We start from the raw sequence: 19,554 nt of genomic DNA, 5'->3' as shown, positions 1-19,554 counted from the left end.
GTTCCCAGACCTGCCAGGCTTCAAAGGTGCGGGGGCGGTGGAGGTCAGCGGGGCAGGCCGGGCAGGGCTTTACGCATCCGGCGCAATAGCCTTCGCCCCCGCCGAAGTGCCATTCGGCAAGGGCGCGGAGGCGTTTCCCTCATCGGCCAGAATCAGGCCCTTGGCCACATAGTCGGTCTGGAAGCGCTGGAAGAGCGGGAAGAGGTCGAGAAGTGCGGCCACCGCTTCGGGCGTCGGCGGCACGGGATAGCCCTCGGCATTGCCGACGCCCTCCCAGTCGAGGATGGCCAGCGACCCGATCGCCTTGGCCAAGGCAACGGCCACCTGATCGGCGGGCGCGTCTTCGGGGAGGTTGGCGACTTGGGCATCACTGCGGGCGGCGCCGATCAGGGCGGAGGTCAGAGGCGCCAGGCGTAGGCGCACCCCGCCACCGAGGTCGAGCCAAGCGGGTTCGGGGGAAAGGTTCAGGCGGATCATGGAGGGGCTCCTCAATAGCTGGTGGTCGTGTTGACAAGGACGGCCGTGCACATACGGGCGGGGGATGTGGCCCGCGCGGCCTGCCATTCGAAGGTGGCCTGCACCCCCTGCGGCCCGTTGATCGGGATGCGCGGGCGGGGCAGATAAGCGGCGTGCACCGTGAAGGTGAGGGACGCGTTCGCCCCGAGGCTCCAGGCGAACACAAGTTCGCAGGGATCACCGGCGATCGCCTGGTTCACCAGCGTCAGATCGGCAAAGCGGGCCTCGATCGATCCGGTCAAGGCCGCCATGGACGGGTCGAGCCCTTCGAGGAGCCCGTCGTTGCGGATGGTCTCTATCCGGTCGAGGTTGTTGGCATAGGACACCTGCGCTGAAACGATGTTGCCCAGCGCCGCCCCGTTCCGCGTGATCGACCCCTGGAAATTGCCAAAGCGTTGCAAGGGCAGGGTGGCGTCCGTCAGGGTTCCGGCGGCTGTTGTGGCGGCAACCGTCTCGCCCCGGCCGATCAGGCCTACCGTCGCGGTCAACAGCCCCGAGCGCTGCGATTGCCACTGGATGCGATCGGCGACGAGGCCGGAATACATCGCAAAGCGCGGCACATCGGGCATCTGCGTCTCGATCGCCATGCTGGGCAGCGTGAAGCCACCCGATTGGAAGGTGTGCGTCCGGGGCGTGGTGCCGGTCGTCACCGGCTGGCCGAAGATTGACTTCAGCCAGAAGCCGAGGTTCTCGGCATCCATCGGAATGACGACATCGCCATCGACATTCACCGCATCGCGGATCGGCGCCTGCGGATCGCGGCCGTATCCCAGGAGTTCGGGCGACAGGAGCCCCTGTTCGGAGCCGAGGGTCGTCGTAGCAAAGGGCATCCGGCGATAGCCGCTGGCGGGCGGCGTGCCGTAGACGGATTCGAAGGCGAACGCGACTTGCGTCCGCGCGCCGGGCTGGCGGGCCATGGATCAGTCCTTTCGGGGTGGGTTCAGAGAAGCGGGTCGGTCGTGGCGTAAGCAAGGATCACCGGGATCACCGCCGCCTTCAGACCCTCATTGCCGTCGATCGCCAGCAGCACCGGTTCCGGTGCTTCGGGCGTGATGTAGTCGCAAAGGCCGCCTAACGTCCGGTCGGTGGCCAGCGCCGAGCCGATCGCAAGGCGTAGAGCGTCAAAGACGGCATCCCGGGCGGCGGGTGTGCCATCCACGACCACTTCGATCTCGGCACGGTGTTCGTAGTAGTAGCCGGGTGGTGACAGCCACACCTCCGGCGGCCCCGGATCGCCATCGCGCAGGATCACCACCCCGGCGGCAGGCACCTTCTCCGGCAGGGTCGCATTGCGCAGCGCCTTGGCCCCCGGCGGCATTGCGCCGGACAATAGGCTATGGAGAGACGCGAGCAGGCGCTCGGCCGTGGATTGCGTGGGCATGGGGTCGCCTTGACCTTTGGCCTAGCGGCCGGTTGATCGACTAGAAACGAAGACGAGCATCGCTGTAATGCATCGCCAGAAGCTCCGGCACACGACAGTGGGCTTCCATCCATGCTTTCTTGTGGGGGCAAATCCAGCCCATGACATCGAGGATGTTCTGGTAGTCCTGTTGAAGATGCCGCTGGAAGATGGGCTCGTGGTGGGCAATCCGATTTCGAAAAGTGCGAAGGTAGTCGAGTGGCGTATGTGCGCCAGTTCGGTTCAGCGAAGTTGCATTCGGAAATGCTGCCCTCAGTGCAGGTCGCCAGAGCGTCATTTCATAGTTCGCTCTCTTGCTTCGCGCAGGGTCCATATGACCTCCGCGTCCGAGAAGCGAAACCCAGAAACCGAATGAAAGCCCAGCGATTACGTGAGGAGGATCAACTGGGTAGGAACTGCGTGCAAGGTCGGACTTCGCCTGGACCACCTTGGCATTAGCGCCATTGTCCAAGCCCGCTGCCGGATTGTCATACCAAGTTGCACCGTAACATGAGGACAGCTGTGCGTGCATCGCGTTGCGAACCGCAACCTCAAGCGCTTGCAGAGGCCCATAGAACGAGGCGCTGACGGCTGTGTTCCACGTGTAGAGACGCGCTGCGGCTTCGCGGTCACCGCCCGTGGCTGCACGATAGGTTGCGAAGCGCTCTGCTGACAGCGTTGCTTCTAGTTCGGAAAGTGCGTCCGCACTGTAGGCGTACCCCTTGACATCAGCGTCCTTGCCCGTCATCTTCCACCTCGTTCGCCCCGGACCCGCCTCTGCCTCAGGTATGCGCCCGGGGCTCAGCTTTTTTTGGGCCGTAGTTATTCTGCGTTCACGGCCTTGGCCTTGTTAGCCACCCGCTTGTATCCTCTCTTGGACACGGCAAGCCGCTCTTCCTTCGCATCGTCTTCAACTTCCCTGAACTCTGGCTCGAGATCCTTCAGTTTTCTGACAAGGCCCGACAGGTCATAGATGTTCGTTTGTTTGCCGCCGTGCGATGCGTGCCGCTCGATCCGCTGCACCAAACCGGCCTGCTCAAGTTCGGCGATGTAGCGTCGAACTTGGCGCTCACTTAGGCTCAGGCGCTCAGCGAGTCGCTTCACTCCCGGGTGAGGCTTCCGTGCTTCTTCCCACCAGAAGTCGCACAACTGCAGCAACACTGCGAGCTGAGTGGGGTTCAGTCCCAAACGCTGTTGTGCCCGTAGAAGCAGGGAGGGGACAATACAGAAGCCGAGCTCAATGACCTTCTTTCCCCACTTGCGCTCTGAAGCTTGTCCTGCTTTGGACGATCCGCGTGGGCGGAGCGCCACTACTTTCGCACTTTCGACTTTTTCTTCGTCGTTCGCCATGAGAGTATCCTTTCGTTGCAAGGATATATCTCATGCGCCGGGGCTATTTTCAACGTCAGACCTCCGGTAGATTTTGACCGGTCCCTATTGACGTATGTGTCAGGAGAGTGGGGGTCGGGATGTCCGGTAAAGTAGCATGCAACATTCAGCAACCGGCAATGCGGATGAACGAGAATAGGTTGGGTGCGGACGTTTGTGACCGGAGGGGTCCCTGAAGTTTTTTGCACTTTGTCGGTTTCTGCCGGTTTTGGAAGGGGCGTCACCCCTTCCACGCCCCCAAGATCGCTCCTGGCAGCCGCGCCGTCGCCTCCCGTGCCAACCCATCGAGGTCTAGCTTTTTTGGCATCTTCACCTGCCGCAGCAGCAAGAACACGGGCACCGTTTGGGCCCCGGCCAAAACTCCATCCCGCCGCCGCCGACCGCCTTTTGCCGCCGCAAGCCCTCGGCTGTTCAGCCGCGCATCATCGGTGACCAGCAAGCTGGGCCCGTTTCGACGATAGACGAACCTCAGGCGCATGCCGGTACGCTGTTCCCAGCGCCAAGGCGTGATGCGCTGGCGGCCGAGGCCGGTTAGGCCCGCGGCGGGCAGAGGGATGGCAAGCCAAAGCCCGTCCTTACCGCGGATCAGCACGCCGCCGTCGAAGGCGTGCAGGATGTCGGGTGCCTTTGTCCAGACGAGGCTCGCCGCGCGAAGGGACGTGCCCGAGCGCGGGAAGTCGGCCTGCCGGACGGAATTGGCGAGGCGTGTGCCAAGCCCAGCGCCGCGAACCTGCCCGCGCCAGTCGTCGCGCAGGCCTCGCCCGGAGGCAAAGACGCCGCGCGTGACGGCGGCTTCGGCCTCTTGCAGGATCTCGGTGGCGATGGCTGCCAAATCGCCCTCGATGCTGGCGCCGAACTTCATACCTCCCGCGCCTCGGCCTTCCAGATGTGGCGCAGCGCGTCGCGTAGGGGCTCGCCCCGGACTTCGTAGGTCACGCCGCCAATCTCGAACGTGTCGCCCGGGGCAAGGGCGCCCAGCGCGGCACACTCGACATCGATCATCACGCTGTCGGTGACGAAGCGGCCCTCGCCAAAGCTCGTCACCGCATCCGGTCGCCGCAGCATGACGCGGACGGCCAAAGGCGCGCCCGCCCCGCCCCATCGCCAGACCGCATCCTGCGCGAGGTTCGGATCGCGGAAGAGGGCGGCCGTGGCGATGGAGAAGGCCGACATTTCAGGTCGCGCCGCCGTTCAGACGCACGATCCCCGTCGTATCGCCCGCGCCGCCCGCCACGGCCTGCGTCGCAACGCCGATCCGGGTGTTGCCCGTCAGCACGTTGGTGGTCCGGCTGTTCGCAGCATCCCAATAGATCGTCTGGCCGACCGTCCAGGCCTGCGAGGGGGCTTTGGGCAGTGAGAACACGCCCACCAGCCGGATGACGGCGGTTTCGCCGATTGCCGCCGCTCCCTCGGCAACGCCAAAGATGCTGCCGACTAGCACGCCCTGGCCAGAGGCGATCACGGCGGCGGCGGTGATGTTGATGGTTTCGCCATTGGCGATGAAGTTCTTCATCAGGGTTCTCCTTCAGAGGTGGGGTTCAGACGCCCGCGTTGCGGAAGAGGCCGCGCCAGTCGATAGCCTTGGCGGCGAAGTCGTGGCGGGCCTTGATTTCGATCCCGTCCACCTCGAAGCCCGAACGGGTCTCGGTGTAGACGCCTTGCTGGCCCTCGAGATAGGCGAACTCGATCGTGTCGATCCGCGCCGGATCGGCCGCGAGGAACCATGGGTCGGGCCCGGCGGCAGGGATCAGCCGGGCCTCTTCGATCGGTTCCAGGCGGTTGGCGAAGGCGTTAACCCCCGCCACGGCATTCGGGGTGGTGGCGGTGACGTTCTTGCGCGCCTCCACCGATCGGACGCCCGGGGGGGTGATGATGTAGCGCGGCAGGACGCTGATCTGCCGCCCCTCAAGGCCCCGCTGGTTGCCGAAGAGGCGGTAAGCTTCGGCGAGGGTGGTTTCCGAGATTGCTCCGGCCGTGCCGAGGTTGGCATGGGACGCATGGAACAGCGGGTTGCCGTCGGCCATGTTGGGGTTGGTCGAGAAGATCGAATAGACGAGATCGCTTTCCAGATCGGCGGCCGCGGCCCCGAAGGCCGAAGGGATGCGGGTGAAGGCGTCGAGATCGTCGTTGATCAGGGTCTGGCGGGTGATGCCGACGATCCGGCCATAGGTCACCAGCGCATAGACCTCGCGGCTTTCGCCGATCGTGCCGTAGGTGAACTCGCCCGATTCCGGCACGCGCAGCAGGTCCGGCGCGCCGCCGAGCTGATTGCGGGCCACGGGCTTGAAGTCGGTGATGACCGCCTGCCGCGCCCAGGCGGTGAAGGTGCGGGGCGTGGTGTCATAGGCCGCGCGCAGGGTCTTGTTGGCGACGTTCGCCAGGATCAGGGGGAAGTCGCTGGTCGAATGCAGGCCAGAACGGCCGATCAGGGCCTCGGTGGCGAGTTCCATCTTCGACAGGCCCCGCGTGGCGATCCCGCGCCGGTCAAGCGCGTGGCGCGCCAGTTCAAGAAGGGTCAGGCCGCGGAATTCGCGGGCGCGGTCGGTCAGCTGCGCCCGGCCAGGGTTGTGGCGGTGCAGAAGGGCCTCGGACATGGCGTCGCGATAGGCCGCATCGGCCGCGCCGGTGCCGCGAGCGGTGGCTGCGACCGGCTCCGATCCCCGGGCCGCCGGTCCATCGGCTTCGGCCAGCTTGTCGAGGATTGCGGCCCGGGCGGCGTCAAGCGACAGACCGCGCCGGATCAGATCGGCGGCAAAGCCTGCGCCCAGCGCGTGGCGCTCGCAAAGGGCCAGCACCTCCGCCGCGGCGCGGTTCGCCTCGGTGCGGATCGCATCGAGGGACGGATCGGCCGCAGGTGGCGCGATGGGCGCGGCGCGGGTTTCCACGGCTGCTTCGGTTTCAGGCGTTTGGGCTTCGGGCATGGTGGTCCTCGTCTGGTTCGGGGAAGGAGCGGGCACATCGGCCCGGGTGAGGAGGCAGGGAGTGAGGGTTTCAGTTCGGGCGGTGCTGCTTGCCGCATCGGCACCCCGGATATGCGCCCCCGGATCGGCGGGCATGGCGACGGCAGAGATTTCCATCGGCTCCCAGTCGACCGCACGCCACAACTCGCGCTGCCCTTGGGCTTTGGTGATGTCGTAGCGGTGGACGCGGTAGCCGACGGAGACCGCCGAGACCGTGCCATCCATGATCCGCTGCACGATCGGCGCGGCATCGGGCGCCGAAGTCAGCCGCACCCGGGCAACGCCCTGGCCGCCTTCGATGCGGGCGGAACCAGGCAGAACGGCGCCCACCACGGATTCGAGGCCCCAGGATCGGTGCGAGTCGAGGAACGGCGCGCCTGCGTTGAGGCGGTCCATCCGCACGGCGCCCGGCGTGACGACCAGTTCCTCGTCATATTCGACGACATCATCCCAGCCCTCATAGCGCCGCCTCTGCACCGTGGCGCCGGTGGTCCAGATCACGTCGATGGTCATGTCGTCTCCCTCGCCGCGGACAAGCCGCAGCGAGGCCTCACGCGTGATCAGCGGGAGGTTCAGGGTTTCCGGGGGCATGGGGGGTTACCTTTCGTCGGGGGGCGGGCTGCTGCCGCCTGCGTCCACGGCTTGCGCCAGACCCGCGCGGCTGACGCGGCGGGGATCGGCATCGAAGATCAGGCCCAGCTGATCGAAGAGGGCGGCGTATTTCTGCCATTCCTCGACGACTTCGCGCGGGTCGTAGCCGCGCCGGGCAGCCCCGGCAGCCAGGGCGCGATGATCGCGGCCACGATCGGGCCGAGAAGGCTCGTCCAGCCGACGGCGGCCATCTTGCGGGTCGGGCGAAGGGTGGGCTGATTGATCAGGGTCATGATGGTCTCTCCTTTGATGGGGTTCAGGCCCGGTTGATCCAGTTGCGGACGACGAAACCCGGGCAGGTTTTGGCGGCGTGGTCGTTGTGACCGGTGATGCGGGTGATGGCGGTCTCGGCGCGGATGGCGTCGATCAGGCCCCGCAGGGCCCGATCCTGGGCGGCGGTGAAGTTGCGATCGAAGGGATCGGTCGCGGATGACCCAGCGCCGCCAATCAGGCAGATGTGGATCACGCCGCGGTTGTGGCCTTCGACCCCGGCGCCGATTTCGGTTTCGGCGCGACCGGGCAGGATAGCTCCATCGCGATCGATCAGATGGTGGTAGCCGATCTTGCGCCAGCCGCGCTCTTCGCGGTGCCAGCGGTCGATCTCCTTGCGCTTGGCGGTGAGGGGCTGGCCACGCATCCAGTCCGGGTGGGTGGCGGCGCAATGGATGACTATCTCTTCCACGGGGTAGCGGGCGCTGCCTTGGAAGATCATCGGCCCGGTTGGTGTTGAGACGGCCAAGGGCTTCAGGTTGCGGATCGCGCCGCGTTCGGCTGCCACGGCCTTGAGGGCGGTATCGGTTCGCGGGCCGAAGAGGCCGTCGATCGCGCCGGTGTAGTAGCCGAGCCGCGCCAGTGCCATTTGCAGCGCCTTCAGCGCATCGATCTGGTCGTTCATGGGTTTGGTCCTTTCGGGCAAAGAAAAACCCCGCCGGAGGGCGGGGCGCGGGGCGGTTTGGGCAGGAGTCAACCGGCAGCGGGTGGGTCCGGCGGCGGGCTGTGCACCTCCCGGGCGGCGGCCAGTTCGGCGGCGAGAAGGGCGCAACGTTCGGAGAGGATCGCGATCTGCTGGCGCAGTTCGGCGACATAGGCGGATGAGGCGGCAGGGGACATTGGGGCTCCTTTCAGGATCAGAAGTCGGTCTCGAGGTAGAGGCCGGTGCATTCGAAAGCGACCGCCGCGGCGGTGGCGCCGTTGTTGAGGAAGAGACGCGGCGCGAGGAAGGTTGCCGCCTGGGGCAGGTCGGTCGTCACCTCCTGTTCGAAGATGGCGCCGGTCAGCTCGTTGACGGCGCGCAGCCAGATCGAAGCGCCCGCCGCCGGGCACCAGATCGTCAGCGTGATCAGCCCGGCTGTGGCGACCGGGAACCCGGCACCGAGATCCACAAGGGTCGGCGCGCCGGTCGCGTCATTGGTGACCAGTTGCCAGTTCGTGTGGGTGCCGCGCTGGAAACCGATCCCGATCGCCTCGACAAGCGCCGAAATTGTCGTTGTGACCGCCAAGGCCGCGACCGAGGATACCCGTTGCGCCAGGTCGTGCGCTCGCCGCTGCGCTCATGCCGACCGGCACCGATCAGGCCCTCGACATCGGTCTCCATGATCAGTTGCAGCACAGCCTCAGCTATGCCGCGAAGAAAGTCACCCTGATCGTGCTTGGCCAGAAGCTCGGACAGGTCCATGTTGGTTTGGGTCATCGGGGGCTCCGTATGGTCTCTGGTTGAAGTCGCCAAACTCCACCTCGATCCTACACCTCGATGGCCGCCCAGGATCACACCGCCAACGGCGATGAATTTACACCAACTCCGCGGACACTAACCAGCTGAACACCAGATCGGCCTCGATGCCAGCGGCCAGCTGGGCCAGATAGCGGCTACCCGGGCCAAGGTCACGATCATAGCGCCCTCTGGGATACCCTCACCGCATGGGCTGTGCGGGCAGACGACCCTCGAATCTGGCGATCATCAATTGTTGAGATGGCCCGACGGGGCCCACGGGAACTTGAGGCCCATCAGCGTGGTATGGTTGCCCACCTGGTCAGAACCCAACCCGGGGCGAAACTGTTTGCCAACGCTGAACCACCGGTCACCCCAGAATGGTTGTGTGTGTTCGACGCCACATGTCGAACCGCAAAGCCATCATCGAGCTATGGGGAAAATGCCGAGACCTTTGATCCACTCATCGTCTACGGCCTCGATGATGACCCACCGCGTCAACCAGAGACGGGTCCGAAGTCTCCCATGGCTCATGATGATCTGCTCATCTGGAGGCCGGGTGATGAAAACCCGCCAGACCAGCATCGTCTGGGTGGAACCGTCATCACCGGATACGAACAACTTCCCCCACGTTTGGATGCTCTGGGACGCTGGATCGGGAAGAACGCTGACAGCCCCATCGTGGCGTGGTGGGCTTCACGGTGGTCCGGCATACACCCGCAGTTACTCCGGAATCTAACCCACGAAATTCGTAAATCCGACAATCTGACGGATGATGCTAGGCGGCTCTGGAATATCATTCTGGAGGTTCTAAACGGGAAGAATACCGGCCCCCACGACATGGGGTGGTATGACCTACGTGAGCGGGTCAAGCGGGAGGGTTGGACCCTCCGGGAAGCGGACCTATCTCTCGTGGCGGATGCTCGGTTCAGGAGGTTGGCCGACATAGTAGCACGGCGGTAAATGACATTGGTTTCAATTGGGCAGCGTTGCATGTGAGAAGCCTAGACAGCCATCCTGAGCTCGGTTCGCTCTCGAGGGTTTCGTGCCCCCGCAACCAAAATTACCAAAGACATCAGACGCTTAGATCCCGACGTAAACCGTCGTGTTTTTTGCGTTGCGAATTCTTGTCAACGCATGGTCAACGTTCTACGAGCCCCCCATCCACGGGCCAGCGGATGACCGAATGCTTCCATTTTCCCGATCAATGGAAATCCCGACTCGGAAACAGCTTCCGTGCCTGTTCGAGGGGATGGCGCGCTGTTGGTCTCATTCTGCCGCCAGTCTGGCGCATGGTTTCATCGGCGCGACCGTCGTTGGGCGAGATCAGGACAGGGCGGCCCAAAGTGGCCAGCAGGGGGGAAACATCCTCGACCCTCTCGGCGATCAGATGGGTGACCGGGCCGTCGCGCTCGATCCGGCCGGTCACGCGCACGAGCCGCCCGGCGATCACGGCCTTGCGGAAGGTCTCGTAGACCTGCTTCCAGACCACGACATTGGCTGTGCCGGTCTCGTCCTCCAGAGTGAGGAAAATGACGCCCGACGCCGTGCCGGGGCGCTGCCGGGTGATGACAAGGCCGGTGACTGTGATGCGGCCACTGGCCTGTGGCAGGCGATCATGGGCCAGGCTTTCGGCCAAGCGCTGTCGCAGCAGTTCCATCGGATGGGCGCGAAGACTGAGCCGCAGCGATAGGTAATCCTCGATCACCTCCTGACCCAAGGTCATCTGGGGCAGCTTGACGTCGGGTTCGGCAGCTCCCTCGCCGTCGGAACCAAAGAGGGGCAGCGGCGCCGGGGCTTTCAGCGACTTGGCTGCCCACAGAGAGTCTCGGCGATTGAGACCGATGGCGGAAAAGGCATCGGCCTCAGCGAGCCGTTCCAGCGCATCGGCGTGCACGCCCGCCCGGCGCCACAGGCTTTCGACATCGGGATAGCCGTTACCGCGCGCGGCGGCGATCCAGATGGCGTCCTCTTCCCGCATTCCCTTGATCTGACGGAACCCGAGCCGCAGGGCGAGCGCCCCATCGGGGCGCGGTTCCAACGTGCAGTCCCAGAACGAGTGGTTGACCGAAATGGGCCGCACCTCCACCCCATGATCGCGGGCGTCGCGAACCAGTTGCGCCGGTGCATAGAAGCCCATCGGCTGCGAATTCAGAAGCGCGCAGGTGAACACCGCTTGATGATGGCATTTCAGCCAGGCGGAAATATAGACCAGCCGCGCAAAGCTGGCGGCGTGGCTCTCGGGAAAGCCATAGCTGCCGAAGCCCTCGATCTGGGCAAAGCAGCGCGCCGCGAAATCTGCATCGTAACCGCGCGCGAGCATGCCGCTGACAAAGCGGTCGCGAAACGAACCGATGGTGCCCATGCGTTTGAAGGTGGCAAGCGACCGGCGCAGACGGTCGGCCTCGGATGGTGTGAAGCCTGCGGCGACGACGGCGATCTGCATCGCCTGTTCCTGAAACAGCGGTACGCCGTATGTACGGCCCAGAACTTCCATCATCGCGGGACCGAGATCTTCGACCTTTTCGCGCCCCATCCGGCGGTTGATGAAGGGATGCACCATGCCGCCCTGAATCGGGCCGGGGCGGACGATGGCGACCTCGCAGACCAGGTCATAGAATTTGCGCGGCCGCATCCTGGGCAGAAAGTTCAATTGCGCCCGGCTTTCGACCTGGAACACCCCGATGGCATCAGCGCGGCAGAGCATATCGTAGATCGGCGGGTCTTCGGGCGGCACATTGGCGAGCGTCAGCTGCTGCCCGCGATGCTCCTCCAGAAGCGCAAAGGCCTTGCGGATGCAGGTCAGCATGCCAAGCGCAAGGATGTCGACCTTCAGGAGGCCAAGCGCATCGATGTCGTCCTTGTCCCATTCGATGATGGTGCGGTCGTCCATCGCCGCATTTTCAATCGGGCAAAGTTCGTCCAATCGCCCGCGGGTGATGACGAAACCGCCGACATGCTGTGAAAGGTGGCGGGGAAAGCCGATGATCTCGCCGATCAGTTGCACGGCCAGTTGCACGCGGCGGTCCGCGAGGGAAAGACCTGCGTCGAGCAAGCGATCCTCGCCGGGCGCCGCGGAAGACCAGCCCCAGATTTGCCCGGAAAGTCGGGCGATCACGTCCTGGCTCAGCCCCATCACCTTGCCGACCTCGCGGATCGCGGCGCGCGAGCGGAAGTGGATCACCGTGGCGGTCAGCCCGGCACGCTCGCGGCCGTAGCGGGCATAGATCCACTGGATCACCTCCTCGCGGCGTTCGTGTTCAAAATCGACGTCGATATCCGGCGGCTCGCCGCGCTCCTTGGAGATGAAACGCTCGAAGATCAGGGTGATCGACTCGGGCGGCACCTCGGTAATGCCCAGAAGATAGCAGACCACCGAATTGGCGGCGGAGCCGCGCCCCTGACAGAGGATGCCCTTCGATCTGGCGAACTGCACGATGTCGTGGACGGTCAGGAAATAGGGGGCGTAGTCCACCTCGCGGATCAGGGTCAGTTCCTTTTCCACGCGATGCACGATCTTTGGCGGCGCACCAGAAGGGTAGCGCCAGTGAAGACCTTCGCGCGCCAGCCGTTCCAGCCGGTCCTGCGCTGGCTCGTTCTCCGATTCATCGGGATATTGATAACGCAGGTCGCCGAGGCGAAAGGCGCAACGGTCGGCAATCTCCAGCGTGCGGCGCAGCGCGGCGGGGTGGCGGTGAAACATCTTCGCCATCTCGGCGCCGGATTTCAGGCGGCGCTCGCCATTTACCAGCCGGTGTTCGCCGATGGCGTCGATGGTGCAGCCAAGGCGCATGCAGGTCAGCACATCGGCCAGGGGGCGACGGGCGGAACGGTGCATCAGCACATCGCCCACCGCGACCATCGGTTGGCTCACCTCTTGCGCCAGAATGCCAATCCGGTCGAAACGGATCTGATCACGGCCGTCATAGCGCGGGGCGGCGCCCAGGAAGCATTGCCCGGGAAAGGCGCGGCCGATGGCGCGAAGATCGCCGCGGGTGCTTTTCGGGCCGGGATCGTCCAGCGGGTCGGGCGAAAGGGCGATCAGCACCATGCCCTTGCCCCATTCGACCAGATCGGCGCGTTGCAGGTGACATTCGCCCTTGGCCGCGCGCCGCTTGCCAATCGACAGAAGCCGGGTCAGGCGCGACCAGGCGGCAAGATCGGTGGGCAGGGCCAGCCATTCCACGGCGGAGTCAGTCAGCACCAGACGCGCCCCGGCTATCAGTTTCGGCAGCGGCGCGTCCGACATGGCGGGGGCATCAGTCTGTCCGGTGAAATGCGGCACGGTCTGGCGGCTGGAATGGTCCGTCACGCGCTGCGAGCGGATGGGGGGGCCCGCCTCTGCCGCCATGGTCCGTGCCTCGTCGCGCAGACGCGCCAGTTCCTTCAGCGCGGAGAAAGCCCGCACCACGCCTGCCACCGAATTGCGGTCGGTAATGGCGATGGCACTCAGCCCCAGTTCTGCCGCCCGCGTGACCAGTTCCTCGGGATGCGAGGCGCCGGTCAGGAAGGTGAAGTTCGATGTGACGCAAAGTTCGGCATAGGGAATCATGCGAATTCCCCCTGTACGTGCCAGTTCTGCGCCCCTCCGGACGCGGGCCAGGCCGGGGTTTGCGGGGTGTGAAACAACCAGAGCCGCGGCCCTTCCCGGGTCTCGATCCGCCAGTAATCGCGCAGGCCCGACCGCCAGGCGGGATCGTCGAACCACCATTCCGGTGTGATCCGTTCCGGGCCCAGCGCGCGCAGCGTGGTGAAACGCATGCGTCGCCAGCGGAAACTCGCGGGCGGGTTGCCCGAGGCGGCGGTCACCGGCTCGGGCGGAAACAGGGAGATCGGCCGCGCCGCCCCCCCGCGATGCGGGATCGGTTCGGATGCGGTATAGGCAGCCGGGGCCAGGAGGAAGCTGCGCTCCGGGATCAAACTGGTCGCAGGCAACAGCCTCAGCACCCGGTCAAAGCCGATGCGGTTGCCGACCGAAGACAGCAGGTCGGCCAGCGCATCTTCATGCCGCATAGCAGGCCCGCCGCCGATCTGTTCCGGGGCCAGCGCCTCGGTCACCGGCGCCGTCAGCCGCAGTGCATCTATGCCGAAGCCGGAATCCACTTCGCCGACGCCCTTGGCAAAGAGCGTCGCAATCCGGGCAGGATCGCGGATCGGCCGGGCAAGGCCGATCTCGACCTGTGCCGAGTGGCGATCCACGCGGCGCAGCTCCAACCGGACCCGGCGCGCACCCATCTGATGTTGGGTGAGCTTGGCGCAGAGCCGGTCCAGCAGGCGTTCCAGCCCCGCCATGACATCGGATTGCAGCCCGATCGGTTCGGGGAGTGTCATCCGCACCCCGAAATGCGGGCCGTCCGGTTTCGCGGCCACGGGCTCGTCGCGCTGCCCAAGCGCCTGATCCAGCCGCAGAACCAGCCCTTGCCCGAAGCGGCGGGCCAGAGGCGCGCGCGGCAAATGCACCATATCGGCAATGCGTGAGAGACCCACCCGCGCCAGCGCATCGGCCGTTTCAGGATCCACTCTTAGAGCTGTCACCGGCAGGCGACCGATCCCCTCGATCAGTCGCCCATCAGGCACGATGCCGCCGCCGTGACGGGCCAGTGCATGGGCGGCGCCACGGGTTCCGGCGATGGCGCTTTCCGCATGCAGGCCCGCCCGCGTCAGTCGCGCGTGCAAGTCCTCGCGCAAATCGGCTTCGCCGCCAAACAGATGCGGCACGCCCGAGATATCGGCCATCAGCCCGTCCGCGCCATCCGTTGCAATCATGGGGGCATAGCGGCTGGCCCAGCGGCGCAAGGACGCCAGCGCCGCCGCCTCACGCGCCAGATCAGCGGGGCGTATGGCAAGATCGGGACAGATCGCGCGGGCATCGGCCAGCGCCATGCCGCGATGCAGGCCGCGGGCCGTGGCGGCGGGGTTCAGGCAATGCAGATGATCGGCATTGCCCGAGCGCAGGCTCAGGGCAAGGGGCCCTTCAACCGGGCGGTTCCGCAGGCTGATGTCGCTGGCCAGCCTCGGAAACCAGATGGACAGCAGCCGTCGCGCCATTCCAGTTCACAATCCAACTTCCGCAAGTTCCCTTTTTGTTCTTATTAAGGGTCCAGCAATGCAGAGTCGAGTCCGCAGCCGGACTTGCCACGGGGGCACAGGCCCAGCGCGTTTCGGTGGCATTGCTGCCCGCGCCTTCGCGGATCAGCATCAGGCCGGTGGTCCGCCCAGCCTCGGCCGCCAGTTGCAGGCGACGCCCGGCGGTCAGCGATAGGGGCTTTTCCGGTTCGGCGATGACGAGGCCGACGGGAGCCGAGCGCAGTGCCTCCTCGATGCACCACAGCAGATCGGTCTCGCCCTCGGCGCGGAACAGGTGCAGCCGTTCGCCGACACCTTTCGGCAATCCGCGCAGCATCGGCAGTTCCGGCACATGGGCGGGCAGGATCCAGACCAGCGGGCCGGGATGCCGCACCGCCTGAAACAGCGCAAAAGTTCGGCGACCGCGGCCTTCGGCCTCATGCACACGTCGCCCGCGCAGATCGAAAGCGTCGGTGGGGGGCAGTTCAGGGCGCAAGCTCTCAGGCGGCATCTTCCCGCACTCCCTCCGCCACGATCTGCAGCGTGCCGTCGGGCAGGGGGCGTTGCAGCGGCAAGGCCTCGGCCACCGGTGCAGTCAGCCAGCGCCGCCACTCCTCGGGCCTGGTCAGGATCACCGGCATCGCCTTGGGATGGATCTTCGCGACCTCGGCATTGGGGGGGCAGGTCAGAAAGCCGAACAGCTCTGCCGTCACCTCGCCCTCCTTCAGCTTGCGCCCCGAGGTCCATTCGGTGCGGATGCCCGCGAAGAAGGCCAGGGGGCGATGCTGGCCAAGCGCGAACCAGATCGGATGGTTGCGGGGTGTGCCCGGGCGGCTGTCGATCTCAGAAAAGCTGGTGAAGGGGACGAGGCAGCGATGCTCCACCCCGAGCAAGCGTCGCCAATGGGCCGAAGCGACATTGCGAATATTGGTGACGCCGGGATCGGTGCGCTTGCCTGCCAGAAACACCTGTGGTGTCGGCATACCCCAGCGCGCCAAGGTCAATTGCCAGCCACCCTGCGCCCCGTGCCGGATGATCGGCGCGCGATAGTCGGGGAAGATTCCGGTCATGGGTGGCAGATTGCCGGTCAGATCGACCACGTCCTCGTCATCCGCGCGCATGTCGTCAAAGACATGGCGCATGGCGTCCTGGCTCTTGGTCTGGGAGTACATATTGCACATGCGCAGGTCCGGGAATCATAAAGACAGGATGGAACACTTCCAGAACAACGGCTTTGGGGAAAGCGTGGTTCAGATTTCGGCCTGATCCAAGGTGCACAATTTTGCCCATCGCCGCACGAGACAGGTGCCGCTTTGCCGTGCCACCATTCCGGTGCAGCGAATCCCTGCCGCTATTTGAAACCGTGAACCTGTGATCCGGGCCGGGCGATACACCACGGTCGAGGCGTTCTGCGCTTCCCGTTTTGATGTCGCCCGGCTCGGGCTTCACGCGAGTTGGTTTTCCATGAAGCCGGATCAGAAATCCGTCTCGACGTAGACCCCAGCGTAGTCGTAGGCGACAGCAGAGGCCGTGGCGCCGGTGTTCAGGAACAGCCGCGGCGACAGGAACTGGGTCGCCGCGGGCAGGTCGGCCGTGATTTCCTGTTCGAAGATGGCTCCGGTGACCTCGTTCACTGCTCGGACCCAGACGGAACTGCAGTTCGGCGGGGCCGCGATGAACAGGGTCAGCACCCCGCCCGTCGCGTTGGCGAAACTCGCCCCCATGTCAGTCAGCGCCGGCGCGCCGGTGCCATCGTTGGCCACGAGTTGCCAACGGGAGTGCGTCCCGCGCTGGAAGCCGATGCCGATGCAGTTGATGGCCGCGGCCAGCGTCAGGGTGGTGGCCAGCGCGGCGGTAGAGCCGTAGAGGCCGAAGAACCCCATCCCGGTCGCCTGCAGGGTCGTCAGCGAAATCCGCGTCACGAAGGTCCAGCCGCCGAGGCCCGCCGCGTTCCCGCGCCAGCAGGCCCAACCTGCGGAACGCTGATCGGCCACCGAGTCCACCACCGCCGCCGAAGTCAGGCGCCAGCGCCGCATCGAGGCGGCCAGGTTCGTCGCGGCCAGCGTCGGGTGCGAAACGGTGCCGACCGAGGTGATCGGCATCCCTTCGGTGGTGATCGTCGTCGTGACCGAAGGTGACCACGTGGCGATCCGGTTCACCCCGAAATGCGGCTGCAAAGGGAAATCCCGTCCCGAGGGACGCATGACGTCGATTCATGGCGCCCCGGCACGGCTGCGCGCATAGACGGCGGCCTTCCCTGAGGGCGGCGGGGTCGGCGCGGCGCTGAGGCCGGGCAGGACCGTCGGCTGCGGCAGCTCCAGCTGGCCGCTGGTACGGTCGATCCGGATCGCGTCGAAGAAGGCTGACCCGTCCGGACTGACCTTGAAGCTGAAATCGTCGTTGCCGAGAAGGCCGATCAGCGCGCGGGCGGAGAAACCGGTCTTGAAGGCAAAGGCGGCGTCGTTCTCGGCCGCGGCCTTGTTGACCGTCGCTTCGATCCCGGCACCTGCGTTGTTCAGAAGGACGGCGGGTGTATTGACCGACAGCCGATTGTAGCTGTCGGCCGTTGCCCCGCCGAGGCCCAAGAGCTGGGCGGTCAGGTTGGCTTGCGGCATGCCGACCTGCGTCACCGCATTGGCGAAGGTGACCGTGGGCGTGTTGACTACGGTTGTCCCGCCCGCGCCAGCCCTGGCCGAGCCGATGTTCACGACGGTGGTCGATCCGGATGCACCGCCGGTGCCGAGGTTCACGGTCTTGGTCACGCCGGTCGTCGTCGCACCAGTGCCCATGCCGTAGGTGGCCGTCGTCGTTGCCGTCCCAATCGAGGCGCTGGCCGCCGAGACAGTCACGGTCCCGGACGCCGTCAGAGTCCCCGAAAACGTCTTGTTGCCGGTGAAGGTTTGCGTTCCCGCGAGGATCGCCAGCTCCGAGGATGTGTTCGGGAGGGTAAAGCTGCGCGTCGTGCCCGCGCTGATCCCCGTCAGCGAGAAGGCCGCCTTTTTCGTCGGGTCCGCATCGTTCACCAGGCTGAACACGGCGTCCGACACGTCGCGCGGCTCGCCCACCACAGCTTGTTGTCCGCGATCCGGTAGGCGCGTCGCTGTGCCTCGGTCAGATGGCCCAGCATGATCACCGGCACCTCGGCCAGCCCCAGTTGCGCCGCGGCCAAGACGCGGCCATGACCGGCGATCAACTCGCCATCCGCGGCGATAAGGCAGGGGACGGTCCAGCCGAACTCGGCCATGCTGGCGGCAATCTTCGCCACCTGGTCGCCGTCGTGGGTCTTGGCATTGCGGACGTAGGGCCGCAGGCGGGCCAGGGGCCAGTGTTCGATCCGGCCGGGCAGGAGGGGCATGTTCATGCCGCGAGCCGCTTCGCCTTGAGGACGGCGAAGGTCTCGCCTGTTTCCGCCAGCACAGCCTCTTGGCCGCTGAGCGACTGCCAGCGCTGGATGGCCACATCGACATAAGCCGGGTTCAACTCGATGCCGAAGCAGACGCGGCCCGTGGTCTCGGCCGCGATCAGCGTGGTGCCGGATCCCATGAAGGGCTCGTAGACCGCCTGGCCGGGGCTGGAATTGTTCAGGATCGGGCGGCGCATGCATTCGACCGGCTTCTGGGTGCCGTGCACCGTGTCGGCATCCTGATCCCGGTTGGCGATCTGCCACAGCGTCGTCTGCTTGCGGTCGCCCGCCCAATGGCCTTTGCCCTTGGCGCGAACGGCATACCAGCAGGGTTCATGCTGCCAGTGGTAATCGCCGCGGCTGAGGACCAGCCGGTCCTTCGCCCAGATGATCTGCGACCGTATGGCGAAACCTGCGGCGGTCAGGCTGTCGGCCACGGTCGCGGCATGCAGCGCGCCGTGCCAGACATAGGCGACGTCGCCGGGGAACAGCGTCCATGTTTCGCGCCAGTCGGCCCGGTCGTCGTTCAGCACCTTGCCGGTGCGCTTTGTCTTGGCCGCGCCCGCGGCGTTGCGCCAGGAGGGGTCATACTCGACGCCATAGGGCGGGTCGGTGACCATCAGGAGCGGGCGCACGTCACCCAGCAGCCGCCCGACCACATCGGCCAAGGTGCTGTCACCGCAGATCAGGCGGTGCGCGCCCAGCTGCCAGAGGTCGCCCGGCACGGACACCGGCGTGACCGGCAGCTCGGGCACATCGTCTTCGCCCTCGACCGGGCCATCGGTGCCCAGCGCCTCGGGATCCCGCAGCAACGCATCGAGGTCATCGTCGCTGATGCCCAAGAGCGACAGGTCGAAATCCTCGGCAAGCAGCCCCGCGATCTCATCGCGCAGCAGCGCCTCGTCCCATTCGCCCAGTTCGGTCAGCTTGTTGTCGGCGATCCGGTACGCCCGGCGTTCAGCCTCGTCGAGATGGCTGAGCCGGATCACCGGCACTTGGGTCAGCCCGAGCATGGTCGCGGCTAGCACCCGGCCATGTCCCGCGATCAGCTCGCCGTCGTCGGCCACCATGCAGGGGACGGTCCAGCCGAACTTTGCCATGCTGGCGGCGATCTTCGCCACTTGGTCGTCGCCATGCATCTTGGCGTTGCGGGCATAGGGGCGCAGCCGGGCAATCGGCCAGGTCTCTACCTGGCTCGGCGCGAAGACGAGGTCCATGGGGCGGGGCTCGGGATGTGGGGGAGGGTAAATGAAAAGCGCCCGCGATGGGGTTCCTCCGGGCGCAATTCTTCGATGATCAAGGGGTAGGTCAATGGGGGCAGGTCTGTCAACCCGAAAAGTGAAGCGGATTCAATATCTTCCTTGAAAGACAAATGGGCAGGTCAGGGAATGCAACAAGGGCAGGCATGGCAGAGCCGAAACACGCCATAATGGAATGACGCGCGGGGCTTCAAATTGCTGGA

20 protein-coding genes and 2 pseudogenes are annotated in these 19,554 nt (G+C 65.6%); 1 reads left to right on the top strand and 21 read right to left on the bottom strand.

Going from position 1 to position 19,554, the window contains the following annotated elements; genetic code table 11:
* Positions 1-69: 69 nt before the first annotated feature.
* The 14 genes from V6590_RS16080 to V6590_RS20965 all read right to left on the bottom strand — a co-directional run bounded on the left by V6590_RS16080 (position 70) and on the right by V6590_RS20965 (position 8,524).
* Complete coding sequence (locus tag V6590_RS16080) at positions 70-477, bottom strand: phage-derived protein YdaY family protein (protein WP_335424695.1); 408 nt, start codon at positions 475-477, stop codon at positions 70-72.
* Positions 478-488: 11 nt separating this feature from the next.
* On the bottom strand, positions 489-1,433 hold the full coding sequence (locus tag V6590_RS16075; RefSeq protein ID WP_335424694.1) for a phage tail tube protein: 945 nt from the start codon (positions 1,431-1,433) through the stop codon (positions 489-491).
* Positions 1,434-1,456: 23 nt separating this feature from the next.
* On the bottom strand, positions 1,457-1,897 hold the full coding sequence (locus tag V6590_RS16070; RefSeq protein ID WP_335424693.1) for an acyl-CoA transferase: 441 nt from the start codon (positions 1,895-1,897) through the stop codon (positions 1,457-1,459).
* A 40-nt stretch (positions 1,898-1,937) separates the two neighbouring features.
* Complete coding sequence (locus V6590_RS16065) at positions 1,938-2,663, bottom strand: hypothetical protein (RefSeq protein WP_335424692.1); 726 nt, start codon at positions 2,661-2,663, stop codon at positions 1,938-1,940.
* 74 nt (positions 2,664-2,737) lie between these two features.
* Entirely contained in the window at positions 2,738-3,265 is a 528-nt protein-coding gene (locus tag V6590_RS16060; RefSeq protein ID WP_335424691.1) for a helix-turn-helix domain-containing protein, read from the bottom strand.
* Between the two features lie 259 nt (positions 3,266-3,524).
* Positions 3,525-4,166: a DUF6441 family protein gene (locus V6590_RS16055; protein WP_335424690.1), complete on the bottom strand. Its 642-nt coding sequence runs from the start codon at positions 4,164-4,166 to the stop codon at positions 3,525-3,527.
* A complete protein-coding gene (locus V6590_RS16050) occupies positions 4,163-4,477 on the bottom strand; it encodes a head-tail joining protein (protein ID WP_335424689.1) in 315 nt (104 codons plus the stop codon). Before V6590_RS16050 ends, V6590_RS16055 begins: the two co-directional genes overlap by 4 nt.
* A 1-nt stretch (position 4,478) precedes the next feature.
* Entirely contained in the window at positions 4,479-4,817 is a 339-nt protein-coding gene (locus V6590_RS16045) for a DUF2190 family protein (protein ID WP_335424688.1), read from the bottom strand.
* Between the two features lie 25 nt (positions 4,818-4,842).
* A complete protein-coding gene (locus V6590_RS16040; RefSeq protein ID WP_335424687.1) occupies positions 4,843-6,777 on the bottom strand; it encodes a prohead protease/major capsid protein fusion protein in 1,935 nt (644 codons plus the stop codon).
* 176 nt (positions 6,778-6,953) lie between these two features.
* Positions 6,954-7,148 (bottom strand): hypothetical protein, encoded by a 195-nt coding sequence (locus tag V6590_RS16035; RefSeq protein WP_335424686.1) that lies wholly within the window; start codon positions 7,146-7,148, stop codon positions 6,954-6,956.
* 23 nt (positions 7,149-7,171) lie between these two features.
* Positions 7,172-7,810, bottom strand: a complete 639-nt coding sequence (locus V6590_RS16030; protein WP_335424685.1) for an N-acetylmuramoyl-L-alanine amidase — start codon at positions 7,808-7,810, stop codon at positions 7,172-7,174.
* Between the two features lie 68 nt (positions 7,811-7,878).
* Positions 7,879-8,025, bottom strand: coding sequence for a hypothetical protein (locus V6590_RS16025; RefSeq protein WP_169728723.1), 147 nt, complete (start codon positions 8,023-8,025; stop codon positions 7,879-7,881).
* Positions 8,026-8,042: 17 nt separating this feature from the next.
* Positions 8,043-8,297 (bottom strand): hypothetical protein, encoded by a 255-nt coding sequence (locus V6590_RS16020; protein WP_434063270.1) that lies wholly within the window; start codon positions 8,295-8,297, stop codon positions 8,043-8,045.
* Positions 8,255-8,524 (bottom strand): hypothetical protein, encoded by a 270-nt coding sequence (locus V6590_RS20965; protein ID WP_434063272.1) that lies wholly within the window; start codon positions 8,522-8,524, stop codon positions 8,255-8,257. Before V6590_RS20965 ends, V6590_RS16020 begins: the two co-directional genes overlap by 43 nt.
* Here V6590_RS20965 and V6590_RS20960 point away from each other — a divergent pair.
* Complete coding sequence (locus tag V6590_RS20960; RefSeq protein ID WP_434063273.1) at positions 8,468-8,632, top strand: hypothetical protein; 165 nt, start codon at positions 8,468-8,470, stop codon at positions 8,630-8,632. The genes V6590_RS20965 and V6590_RS20960 overlap by 57 nt on opposite strands.
* Before the next feature lie 1,195 nt (positions 8,633-9,827).
* Here the strand turns inward: V6590_RS20960 and V6590_RS16010 are convergent.
* From V6590_RS16010 to V6590_RS15980, 7 genes and pseudogenes are all read right to left on the bottom strand, one after another.
* Complete coding sequence (locus V6590_RS16010; RefSeq protein WP_335424684.1) at positions 9,828-13,175, bottom strand: error-prone DNA polymerase; 3,348 nt, start codon at positions 13,173-13,175, stop codon at positions 9,828-9,830.
* Entirely contained in the window at positions 13,172-14,671 is a 1,500-nt protein-coding gene (locus tag V6590_RS16005) for a Y-family DNA polymerase (protein WP_335424683.1), read from the bottom strand. Before V6590_RS16005 ends, V6590_RS16010 begins: the two co-directional genes overlap by 4 nt.
* Positions 14,598-15,200, bottom strand: coding sequence for an ImuA family protein (locus tag V6590_RS16000; protein WP_335424682.1), 603 nt, complete (start codon positions 15,198-15,200; stop codon positions 14,598-14,600). Before V6590_RS16000 ends, V6590_RS16005 begins: the two co-directional genes overlap by 74 nt.
* Entirely contained in the window at positions 15,190-15,870 is a 681-nt protein-coding gene (locus V6590_RS15995; RefSeq protein ID WP_335424681.1) for an SOS response-associated peptidase, read from the bottom strand. Before V6590_RS15995 ends, V6590_RS16000 begins: the two co-directional genes overlap by 11 nt.
* Positions 15,871-16,164: 294 nt before the next feature.
* A pseudogene (locus V6590_RS15990) lies at positions 16,165-17,757 on the bottom strand (DUF2793 domain-containing protein); the annotation flags it as partial.
* Positions 17,757-18,050: pseudogene (locus V6590_RS15985) on the bottom strand (ParB/Srx family N-terminal domain-containing protein); the annotation flags it as partial. The pseudogenes V6590_RS15990 and V6590_RS15985, both read right to left, overlap by 1 nt.
* Positions 18,047-19,309 (bottom strand): site-specific DNA-methyltransferase, encoded by a 1,263-nt coding sequence (locus V6590_RS15980; protein WP_335424680.1) that lies wholly within the window; start codon positions 19,307-19,309, stop codon positions 18,047-18,049. The gene V6590_RS15980 and the pseudogene V6590_RS15985, both read right to left, overlap by 4 nt.
* Positions 19,310-19,554: the final 245 nt, after the last annotated feature.

The sequence above is a fragment of the Gemmobacter denitrificans genome, from assembly GCF_036964905.1.
In the GTDB taxonomy this organism is placed as follows: domain Bacteria; phylum Pseudomonadota; class Alphaproteobacteria; order Rhodobacterales; family Rhodobacteraceae; genus Gemmobacter; species Gemmobacter denitrificans.
The sequence above is the reverse complement of the archived record's forward strand: the minus strand, read 5'-3'. Positions and strand labels throughout refer to the sequence as shown.

What these genes read in the sequence shown, in the direction of transcription:
- V6590_RS16045 (WP_335424688.1), bottom strand. Translation starts at nt 4,817, where the DNA reads ATGAAGAACTTCATCGCCAATGGCGAAACCATCAACATCACCGCCGCC.
- V6590_RS16070 (WP_335424693.1), bottom strand. Translation starts at nt 1,897, where the DNA reads ATGCCCACGCAATCCACGGCCGAGCGCCTGCTCGCGTCTCTCCATAGC.
- V6590_RS16030 (WP_335424685.1), bottom strand. Translation starts at nt 7,810, where the DNA reads ATGAACGACCAGATCGATGCGCTGAAGGCGCTGCAAATGGCACTGGCG.
- V6590_RS16065 (WP_335424692.1), bottom strand. Translation starts at nt 2,663, where the DNA reads ATGACGGGCAAGGACGCTGATGTCAAGGGGTACGCCTACAGTGCGGAC.
- V6590_RS16010 (WP_335424684.1), bottom strand. Translation starts at nt 13,175, where the DNA reads ATGATTCCCTATGCCGAACTTTGCGTCACATCGAACTTCACCTTCCTG.
- V6590_RS16055 (WP_335424690.1), bottom strand. Translation starts at nt 4,166, where the DNA reads ATGAAGTTCGGCGCCAGCATCGAGGGCGATTTGGCAGCCATCGCCACC.
- V6590_RS15980 (WP_335424680.1), bottom strand. Translation starts at nt 19,309, where the DNA reads ATGGACCTCGTCTTCGCGCCGAGCCAGGTAGAGACCTGGCCGATTGCC.
- V6590_RS16025 (WP_169728723.1), bottom strand. Translation starts at nt 8,025, where the DNA reads ATGTCCCCTGCCGCCTCATCCGCCTATGTCGCCGAACTGCGCCAGCAG.
- V6590_RS16035 (WP_335424686.1), bottom strand. Translation starts at nt 7,148, where the DNA reads ATGACCCTGATCAATCAGCCCACCCTTCGCCCGACCCGCAAGATGGCC.
- V6590_RS16050 (WP_335424689.1), bottom strand. Translation starts at nt 4,477, where the DNA reads ATGTCGGCCTTCTCCATCGCCACGGCCGCCCTCTTCCGCGATCCGAAC.
- V6590_RS16040 (WP_335424687.1), bottom strand. Translation starts at nt 6,777, where the DNA reads ATGACCATCGACGTGATCTGGACCACCGGCGCCACGGTGCAGAGGCGG.
- V6590_RS16005 (WP_335424683.1), bottom strand. Translation starts at nt 14,671, where the DNA reads ATGGCGCGACGGCTGCTGTCCATCTGGTTTCCGAGGCTGGCCAGCGAC.
- V6590_RS15995 (WP_335424681.1), bottom strand. Translation starts at nt 15,870, where the DNA reads ATGTGCAATATGTACTCCCAGACCAAGAGCCAGGACGCCATGCGCCAT.
- V6590_RS16000 (WP_335424682.1), bottom strand. Translation starts at nt 15,200, where the DNA reads ATGCCGCCTGAGAGCTTGCGCCCTGAACTGCCCCCCACCGACGCTTTC.
- V6590_RS20960 (WP_434063273.1), top strand. Translation starts at nt 8,468, where the DNA reads ATGCCGACCGGCACCGATCAGGCCCTCGACATCGGTCTCCATGATCAG.
- V6590_RS16080 (WP_335424695.1), bottom strand. Translation starts at nt 477, where the DNA reads ATGATCCGCCTGAACCTTTCCCCCGAACCCGCTTGGCTCGACCTCGGT.
- V6590_RS16060 (WP_335424691.1), bottom strand. Translation starts at nt 3,265, where the DNA reads ATGGCGAACGACGAAGAAAAAGTCGAAAGTGCGAAAGTAGTGGCGCTC.
- V6590_RS16075 (WP_335424694.1), bottom strand. Translation starts at nt 1,433, where the DNA reads ATGGCCCGCCAGCCCGGCGCGCGGACGCAAGTCGCGTTCGCCTTCGAA.